This window comes from Actinacidiphila acidipaludis (genome assembly GCF_019890725.1).
GTDB lineage: Bacteria > Actinomycetota > Actinomycetes > Streptomycetales > Streptomycetaceae > Actinacidiphila > Actinacidiphila acidipaludis.
Genome location: NZ_JAINZZ010000111.1, coordinates 1 through 9,342 on the forward strand (window position 1 = coordinate 1; position 9,342 = coordinate 9,342).

Below are 9,342 nucleotides of genomic sequence, written 5' to 3' on the forward strand. Positions count from 1 at the left end.
GAGGGACGGGGGGGGGGGGGGCCCGCGGGGGGCGGGCTTCCCGAGGGGGTGACAGCCGAGGCCGGGTCCGCCGACGCCCTGTGGCGGGGGCCCTGCCTCACGGGCTTCTGCCCGCCGCTGCTCGCGGCCCCGCCGCGATCGGGCCCGGGCTCTTGTCGCCCGGCTCGCTGATGCCTCCCGCGCCCGCGTCACCCCTCGGCCCGGGTGCGTTTTTCACCAGGGGAGGGGGCCGGACCGGTCGATGAACCGGCCCGTCGGGCCGTCTGGTCCGATCGTGGCGAGGGTCACGATGGAGTCGGCCCCGTCGCTGACGCTGTGTCCGAGTCCGCTGGTGAAGTCGGTCGCGGTCTGGCCGGGGTCCGCGGCGTTGACCTTCACGTCCTTCAGCGCCTTGGCGTACTGCGTCGTGAGCATCAGCACCGCGGCCTTCGAGGCGCTGTAGAGCGGCAGGGTGTACTGCGACTCCACCCGTGCCGGGTCCTGGGTCATGCCGAAGGAGCCCATCCCGCTGGCGACGTTGACGACGACGGGGTTCGGTGACCTGCGCAGCAGGGGGAGAAAGGCGTGGACGACACGCACGATCCCCACGACGTTCACGTCGAGCACGGCGCTCATGTCGGCTGCGGTGTACTCCTCGGGGGGCCGACCCTGCCCAGGACGCCCGCGTTGTTGACCAGCACATCGATCGCGCCCTCGTGCTCGGCGACGTCCGCGGCCGCGGCCCGGACCGAGGCGTCGTCGGTCACGTCGATCCGGACGAACCGCGCGCCGAGCGACGCGGCCGCGGCCCGGCCGCGCTCGCGGTCGCGGGCGCCGAGCAGGACGGTGTGCCCCGCGTCGATGAGGCGGGCAGCGGTCTCGAATCCGAGGGACTTGTTGGCCCCGGTGATGAAGGTGGTGGTCATGCCGGCTCCTCGTGGTAAGAACAGCGCTCTCGTGCGCTGTTCACACAGCTCATGCTGGGTCGCCGCGGGGAACGGTGGGAGCCACGGAACTTCCTGGTACCGCGCGTACCACCCAGCGGCCGTTCGGCCGGGCGAGGCGCGGGCGGACCGTCAGCCCTGGGAGGAGGAGATGCTCTGGACCCCGATGGCCGCGAGGAGTTCGAGTTTGCTGCGGGCGCCGGTTCCCGGCTGCGGCGCGTACACCACGAGACGCAGGTTGGTGTCCTGGGTGTTGAGGATGTCGGAGTTCAAGGCGATGTCGCCCACGTCCGGGTGCCGGACGCGTTTGTGGGCGCTCTGGTGACCGCCCACCGCCCGGCGGCTCCACAGCTCGCCGAACCGCGGGCTGTGCCGCAGCCTCGACACCAGCGCGGCCAGGTCCGGATCGTCGAGGTACCGGCTCGTCGTCGCGCGCAGGTCGGCGACGAGGGACTCCTCGAATGCGGCCCGCTCGGTCGCCGTCTGCCGGACGCGGGGCAGCTCGCCCAGGAACTGCCGGACCAGGACGTTGCGATCGCCCGCGCCGGGCGCCGCGGGATCGCCGAAGGTGGCGGCGAACAGCGGGTTCCAGTGCAGCAACTGCCAGGTGGCGTCGTAGACCGCCAGCGGGTTGCCGGCCAGCTGGTCCACGATCCGGTGCAGGCTTCCCGGAATCATCCGTGGCACCCGGCCAGGATCCGCCGCGTGCCCGGCCATGCGCAGGAGGTGGGCGTGCTCGTCGTCGGACAGCTGCAGGGCCCGGGCCAGGGACGAGCAGACCTGCGCCGAGGGTGTTCCCGCCCGTCCCTGCTCCAGCCGGACCACGTACTCCACCGAGATGCCGGCCAGTGCCGCCACCTCCGCACGGCGCAGACCCGGGACCCGCCGCGGGGAGCCGTGTGCCAGGCCCACCGCCGCGGGTTCCAGCCGGTCACGCCACGCCCGCAGCGCAGCACCGAGTCGATCCATGCACACCATCCTCACGTACATCCGGTCCGGCTGGGCCCTGCCGGCCCGGTCCCCTGACGTCGAACCGCCGGGCCGGGCGAGACGCAGCCGCGGCCCGGCGCACGGTGACGACGTGAGCGTGCGCACCACCCGCACGACGTGGATCGCCCGCCGTCCCCGATCCCGCGGGGGGGGGGCTCTATGTCTTTCGTCCAGTCGGGGGTGGTCATGTGGTGGCTGCTTCGGGCTGGCGTGGGTCGTAGAAGGTGCCGTCGCGGAGCATGGCGAATAGGACGCTGATGCGGTGGCGGGCCAGGCGGAGGAGGGCCTGGGTGTGGGTTTTGCCTCGGGTCCTGCATGTGTCGTAGTAGGTGCGGGAGGCGGGGTCGTGCAGGGCGGCGAACGCGGATAGGAACATTGCGCGTTTGAGTTGCCGGTTCCCGCTTCTTGGTGCGTGCTCGCCGTGGATCGAGGTTCTGGAGGACTTGGTCGCCGGTGCGAGGCCGGCGTAGGAGGCCAGGTGGGCGGCGCTCGGGAAGGTGCTGCCGTCGCCGACGGTGACCAGGAGGACTGCGGCGGTCCTGACGCCGACGCCGGGCATCGACGTCAGGACCTGGGAAAGAGGGTGGGCCTCCAGCAGCTGGCTGATCTGGACTTCCAGGGTCCGGCGTTGCTCGTGGACTGCTGCCAGGGATCGGGCCAGGGACGGGACGACGATGTCGAGGGTGCCGGTGCCCGGGGCGATGACGGTCTGCTCGTCGAGGGCGGCGAAAATGTCGTCGACCAGCCGGGTGGCCATGCGCGGAGCCTTCGGGCGGATCAGCTCGACGAGCCTGCGGCGGCCGGCTTTGCTGAGTGCGGCAGGGGATCCATGGCGTTCCAGCAGCCAGGTCACGGCCTGATGGTCAAGGCGGTGTCCCAGGACGCGCTCCAAGCTGGGGTGGAACTGGGTGAGCAGGCCCCGTATCCGGTTCGATGTGCGGGTGGCCTCGGCGGCGAGGTCCTGGTCAAAGCCCATGAGAACGGTGAGCTCGGCTGTGATCTCGTCAGTTACTTCCAGCGAGCGCAGGGTGTGCGGCATCGTGCGTGCAGCGTCTGCGATGACCGCGGCGTCCTTCGCGTCGGTCTTCGCCTCGCCCGGGTAGAGATCGGCGATCCGGCGCATGGCAAGGGCCGGCAGGTAGGCGACCTGGCAACCCGCGTCACGGGCCACGGCCAGCGGCAGAGCGCCGATGGAGGCGGGTTGGTCCACGACTACCAGGACGGTGCCGAACTTCGCGGTGAGTTTGTCGAAGGCGGCCCGCAGCTTCGGTTCGCTGTTGGGCAGCGGCTTGTCGAAGACCTTCTTGCCGGCCGGGGTGAGTCCGTGGCTGCGGTGCGTGCTCTTGCCGACGTCCAGCCCGAGGAAGATGCCCACGTCGTTGGTGTCGATCACCGTGCCCCCACGTTGTTCGTTACGGTGCTGGCCAGGGCTTCGGGGCCGTTCTCGCGCATCCACGTTATGCAGGCCTGCCGCCCGCAGGTGGCCGGGCATTGCGCCAGGCCGGGCGGCGGCCGGACCTCTCATCAGCGTCTCCGACGGCACCCCTCGGGCCCGGTGACACCACCCCCCAGGTCATCCGTTCGACAGGGGGCAAAAGTCATGCCGGGCCCGGAGGCCAGCGGCCCTCTTGCAGGACCGCGAAAAACATAACGGGGGGGCCGCGCCCGGCAGGCCGAGGGCCAGCTCAGCGGCTGGGGGTCAGCCAGCCGCGCTCCTGGGCGAGCAGCGCGATCTGGAAGTGGTTGCGCGCGCCCAGCGCCGTGCCGATGTCACTGATGTCCTTCTGCACGGTGCGCCGGCTCACCCCCAGCGTGCGGGCGATCGTCTCCTGCTTCATGCCGAGCGAGAGCAGCCGCAGCACCTCGCGGGTCCGCGGGTTCGGCGTGTCGGCGGCGGGCTCCGGCGGCACCGGGCGGGTCTGTTGTCCCCAGGGCACCCCGTGCCCCCACAGGCTCTCGAACAGCGCCGCCAGCACGTGCAGCAGCGTGGGGGAGTGCACCAGCAGCGAGCCGGCCGCCGCGTCGTCCCGCCGCAGCGGCATGATCGCGGTGGTGCCGTCGAAGATCACCAGCTTCATCGGCAGTCCGCTGGACAGCCGCACCTGGCCACCGATCTCGACACCGCGCCGCGCGGTCTGCAGCGACACCTCGTCGGTGAGGGTGTCGCTGTCGTACACCGACCGGAAGCGCACGCCGGCGCGAATCGCCGCCGCCTGCACGGCCAGCCGGTCCGGCACCCCGTCGACAGCCGCCACGTACGGCGGCATCACCAGGTGCAGCACCTCGTGCCGGGCGGCCCGCAGCTGATGGGCGTAGCGAGCGGTGACCCGTTCCTGGGTGTCGAGGATCTCGAACTGGTCGGACGCGAAACGGTGGTTGGTCACCGAGATGTGCACCTCGTGCAGCAGTTCGGCGTGGTTCTCCAGACTCGCCAGCTCCTGGCGGCGGCGGGCCAGGAGGCTGCCCAGCGCGGGGCGCGGCGGGCTGGCGCTCCAGCGGGCCCCGCGCCCGCTGACCCGCACGGCGAGCAGTTCGGACTCCAGCAGCCGAAGGGCCCGCGCGGCGGCGGACGCCGACGTGCCCACGGCCGCGGCCGCCTCGGCGGGAACCGTCTCCGGGTGCCCGACCAGGTACTCCAGGATCCGCCCCGCCAGCGGCGGCAGCCCCAGCCCGTTCCAGGGGACCTGCGGGATCTGCGGCTCCGCGGCCATCGGGCGGCCCCTGCTGTCGTTCACCGGTGGAATCGCAGTGATCCTAACCCCGGCCCCACGCACGCCGGTTGGGCGGGGGAGCGTTCCCACGGCGCCGCGACCGGGTCCGCAAAGCCACCCCACCCCGGGCATCCCCTGGCCAACCGCCGCCCGGCGCACCGCTCGTGCGTCGCGCCAAAGCGCAACTGCGCTCAGCCGCACCGGCATTTCCTTGTCCCAGCCGGCACACCCGCCGCAAGGTGATCAGCAACCTTCCGCCGCACACCCCGGTACACCGCCGCGCCGCCCCCGACCCCTCCGGCGTTCGCGGCGGCAGGGACCGGCAGGAGCTCCCCCCACGCAGAAGGACCCGCACCGCGCCGCCCGAAGTCCTCTCGTGCAAGGAGCATGTTGATGTACCGACATGGAAGAAGGGCAGCCGCCGCGCTGGCCCTGCTGGTCCCCCTGGTGGCGGCCGGCCCGGTCGCCGCCGCGCCCGCCCACGGCCTGGCACCTGCCGCGCCCGCGACGCACCGCCTCACCCTCGCCGACGGCTCGAAGGTGGTCTGGTCCGACGACGGCACCGGCACCCTCACCGACCCGCAGGGCCGCACCCGCGCCTTCCCGGTGCCGCACTCGGCCGGCCGCACCGGACTGGGGGCCACGATCACCCCCTCCACCACCGCGATGACCGCCCGCGCCCGGCAAAGCCGCGCGGCCTCGTACACCCTCGGCGCGCAGCAGGGCGCCGCCGCCCAGCAGGCACCGGTGCAGCCGATGAACACCGGCCCGGTGAAGCTGCCCACCGCCGCGAAGGCCGCGCTGCGGCAGGACGCGCGCACCGCGCCCGGGCCCGGCGCGGCCCCCGGCCTGCCCGCCAACGACGGCCTGAGCACGTCCTTCCAGTCCTACCTCAACGCCCAGGGCGTGGACGCCGCCGGCGCCTTCGCGGACGCGGCCGCCTACCTGCACGCGCTGCCCGGCGCGGGACAGATCGTCACCAACGTCTCCGTCGGTGACCTCACCGACCAGTCGATGGCCGACAACGGTGACGACTACGTACGCGCCTACGGCCCCACCACCGTCGTCGAGAACGGCCGGCGCTATCTCGACGAGCCGTCGATGCCGCTCATCCCGACCTACACGGCGGACAACAACGCCCGGCTCGACCCGCTCGGCTCGACCGAGGGGCAGGACCCCAACCTCGGCGAGGTGCTCCTGGACTTCTCGATGATGGCCCCGCTCCCGCACGACCGGCAGCGCCCCGGTGCCACCGGCTCCGGCGCCACCGACCTGCTCGGCATCGCCCCGGGCGCCCAGTACCGCCTGGTGGTGCCGCAGGAGGCCAGCTACGAAGGCATCGCCGCGGCGCTGAAGGCCGCCGCGAACCAAAAGCCCCGGCCGAACGTCATCACCGCCAGCCTCGGCTTCGGCACCGACGAGGAGATCGGCTTCCCCGGCCGCTACCTGGAGGACGACCCGACGATCCGGGCCACCGTGACCTCCATCGTGAAGTCCGGGATCGCCGTGGTCGTCTCCTCCAACGACGGCACCCGGCTCGCCCTGCCCGTCTCCGTCGGCCCCGACGGCGGCAGCACCCCCACCGACACCACCACCAGGGCAAGCGCCCAGACCGACATCGACGACGTGGAGCCCACCACCACGCCCTCGAAGGTGGTCGACAGCGGCGTCATCGCGGCCGGCGCCACCACCACCGACGACACGCTGAGCTCCGCCGACACCAAGCAGCGCGTCTACCCGACAACCCGCTACAACGGCTCGGCCGCCTACTCCTCCGGCTTCGGCACCCGCGTGAACCTCGCCGCCCCCGGCGACGACCTGCCGTCCCTGATGCATGTGTGCACCTCGAACCCGTGCGCCGCGCAGGACGTCGAGGTCGTGCTCAACGGCGGGACCTCAGCCTCGGCCCCCGAGATCGCCGCCGCCGTCGCCGACGTGCTCCAAGCCGCCGAGGCCACCCACCAGCGCCTGACCCCGGGCCAGGTCCGCGACCTGCTGGTGTCCACCGGCAGCCGGATCGCCCAGCCGCCGCAGGCCGACCAGCCGCTGACCATGGGCACCCAGCTCGACGTCACCGCCGCCGTGGAGAAGGTCCTCGCCAAGCGCTACCGCATCGCGCCCAAGCCCGTCCGGCTCTCCGTCGCCCAGCGGCAGCTGCTGCCCACCGGCTCCGCCACCGCCTTCTTCGAGTCAACCGACCCGGCGGCGATCGACCTGTCCGGGCCCGCCGACGGCAACGGCACTCCCTCCGGCCAGAACGCCGTCTCGCCGATCACCCTCGGCCTCGACATGACCGGCGACCGGGGCGGCCTGACCTACCGGGTCCAGATCGCCGGCGCCTCCTTCACCACCCGGCAGCCGAGCCTGCGTCTGACGCCCACGCAGATCCTGAGCGCGGCCGGACTTCCGCTCGCTTCCGGCACCGCCCGCAGCGTGCCCGTCACCTTCCAGGCGCTGCGCGCCGGCAACGTCGTCGGGCAGCTCTCGCAGAAGCTGACCTTCCTCGCCGACGACGGCACCTACGCCCAGGCGCTCGCCCCCGCCGCCCCCGGCACCACTCCACTCGGCCGGCCGGTAACCGTCTCCTACGACCTGACCGGCGTACGCGGCGTGGACCACCCCCGCCTGGTGCTCTCGTCCGTCGGCCACTACACCCCGAGCGCGGCGGTGGACGACTTCAACGTCCAGTGGTCCGCACCGCTCACCGCGGCCAAGGGCACCGTGACGATCCCCGCTTCCGCCTTCACCGCGGGCGGTGCCGGACTCTACGGCGTCGGTGTCCAGCAGGCCCTCCTGGCCGGAGTGCTGCCGGTCTACGGCGACTTCCGCGCCCTGCGGATCGGCCCTGCCGCCGACCAACGGCCGACCGCCCCGCTGCTGACCACCGCCGGCTACACCGCCGCGCACGCCGCTGACACCGCCCGCAGCACCCCGAAGACGACGGTGAGTTGGGACGCAAGCGGCGTGTCCGGCGCGGACGGCGCCGAGTTCGAGGTGATGTCACCCGGGCCGACGCTCTACGGCTCGCTGAACACCGCCACCAACCAGAACGGCAGCCGCCGCGATGACGACGGCTTCAACCACGCCTCCACGCTCACCGTCAAGCTCCCCTCGGTGAAGGGCCGCACCGTGCTCGACCTCGCCGCCCTCAAACTCCCCACCGGGCTGCAGTACCCGGTGCGGGTGCTCGCCACCCGGCACGGCTCACCGATCGGCCAGGCCTCCCCGACGTCGTTCCTGCAGTACCGCGACGGCGACCAGTTGACCGGGACCATCGAGGGCTTCACCGTCTCCGGAAGCACGGCGCTGATCTCGACCGACGCCTTCACCTACACCGGCGGCAGCCAGCTGTACCACCTGGACCGCTCGGCCACCACCGGCTACGACCTGGCCACCGGCACCGCGGGCGATTCCGTCGCCGAGTCCACCGACGGGCAGACCATGCAGGAGGTGCTCGGCACCGACCCGGCCACCGGCCACGCCCTGATCATCCACACCCCGTTCGCCGGCTCCACCGCCGAGATCGACGTGGAGAACCCCGCCACCGGGGCTCCGGTGAAGGTCACCGCGCTCTCCGACCTGATCACCGGCAGCGGCTACCTGGAGGGCGGCACGGTGGACGCCGCCCGCCACCGCGGCCTGGTCACCACCTACGAGCCCGACAGCGGCCTCAGCCGGGTCTGGCCGGTCGACATGACCACCGGAGTGGTGGGCACGCCGCTGGCGCTGAACCCGCACAACCTCTACCGCTCCTACAACAGCGTCTCGGTGGACGCCTCCACCGGCCAGGTGTTCGTCGCCACCGCCGGCACCATGGGCCCGTGCCTGTCCGGCCGCGTTCCCTACGGCGCGGTCCGCGCGGACTTCACCACCGGCACCGTCACGGACGTCACCTCGATGCCGTCGTGCGTGTCGGCGCTGCTGCCCGACGGCAAGGGCGACAGGCTCTACGCGGCCGTGGGCGCCGCCCAGCCCGACCCCGAGGGCGGCGACTTCCCCACCGGCACCTGGCTGACCGCTGACCAGAAGACGCTGACCACCGCCCACACGGCCGACACCGGCACCCGCGGCCCGGTCTGGCCCGCGCTGGACACCACCCGTCACCTCGCCGTGGAGGCGAGCCTCTACGAGAACGCAGTCGAGACCGACAACAACGCCATGAGCGAGATCACCGTGCTCGACCCGGCGACCGGCACCGTGCTGGCCCGCCACGCGGTCGCCAACCTCGTCGACTCCACCGTCGCCGGCTCCAATTTCGACTTCACCGGACGGCAGGGGCTGTTCCTGGACCCGCACACCCGCACCGGGTGGGTCGTGAACGGCTGGGGCACCGGACTGGAGCGGTTCTCCTACTGACCTACGGACCGGGGCGTGTCCGGCAAGCACCCCGCGCGGCCGCGCCCTTCGGGCGGCGGCGCCACCTTCCCCGGCACGCCCCGGCCGGCACACCCCACCGCCCGCGCCCGCGAGGTCCGCCGTTCCGGCGCGCACCTCGCGGGCCCGGGCCCGGGCCCGGCAGTTCCTGTCAGGCGGTCTCCCGCGGTTCGCGGGGGCCCGGCCGGGCCCCCGGCGGCCGCAGGCCGTCCATCAGCAGGTCGAGCAGGCGGCCGGCTCTGGCCTGGTGGGCGGGCGGGGGGAACACGGTGAAGATGCCGATGAGTGCGGCGGCGATGTCCTCGGCGGTGACGTCGGGGCGAAGGCTGCCGGCTGCGCGGCCC

Annotated in this window: 5 protein-coding genes and 1 pseudogene; 1 reads left to right on the plus strand and 5 read right to left on the minus strand. The window is 73.0% G+C overall.

The window, feature by feature from the left end:
• Nucleotides 1-213: 213 nt before the first annotated feature.
• The 4 genes and pseudogenes from K7862_RS36585 to K7862_RS36600 all read right to left on the minus strand — a co-directional run bounded on the left by K7862_RS36585 (nt 214) and on the right by K7862_RS36600 (nt 4,648).
• Nucleotides 214-905, minus strand: a pseudogene (locus tag K7862_RS36585) (SDR family NAD(P)-dependent oxidoreductase).
• A gap of 150 nt (nt 906-1,055) precedes the next feature.
• The gene (locus tag K7862_RS36590) at nt 1,056-1,892 is read right to left on the minus strand and encodes a helix-turn-helix transcriptional regulator (RefSeq protein ID WP_222970035.1); all 837 of its coding nucleotides are present in this window, start codon (nt 1,890-1,892) and stop codon (nt 1,056-1,058) included.
• A 205-nt stretch (nt 1,893-2,097) separates the two neighbouring features.
• A complete protein-coding gene (locus tag K7862_RS36595; RefSeq protein WP_372461730.1) occupies nt 2,098-3,303 on the minus strand; it encodes an IS110 family RNA-guided transposase in 1,206 nt (401 codons plus the stop codon).
• Nucleotides 3,304-3,598: 295 nt separating this feature from the next.
• Nucleotides 3,599-4,648: a LuxR C-terminal-related transcriptional regulator gene (locus tag K7862_RS36600; protein ID WP_308012379.1), complete on the minus strand. Its 1,050-nt coding sequence runs from the start codon at nt 4,646-4,648 to the stop codon at nt 3,599-3,601.
• 369 nt (nt 4,649-5,017) lie between these two features.
• Here K7862_RS36600 and K7862_RS36605 point away from each other — a divergent pair, with 369 nt between their 5' ends.
• On the plus strand, nt 5,018-8,980 hold the full coding sequence (locus tag K7862_RS36605; protein ID WP_222970039.1) for a S8 family serine peptidase: 3,963 nt from the start codon (nt 5,018-5,020) through the stop codon (nt 8,978-8,980).
• 169 nt (nt 8,981-9,149) lie between these two features.
• Here the strand turns inward: K7862_RS36605 and K7862_RS36610 are convergent.
• A partial coding sequence (locus tag K7862_RS36610; protein WP_443611939.1) for an SbtR family transcriptional regulator occupies nt 9,150-9,342 on the minus strand: 193 nt, incomplete at its 5' end.

Coding starts and splice junctions, on each gene's coding strand:
- K7862_RS36590 (WP_222970035.1), bottom strand. CDS start 1,892: ATGGATCGACTCGGTGCTGCGCTGCGGGCGTGGCGTGACCGGCTGGAA.
- K7862_RS36605 (WP_222970039.1), top strand. CDS start 5,018: ATGTACCGACATGGAAGAAGGGCAGCCGCCGCGCTGGCCCTGCTGGTC.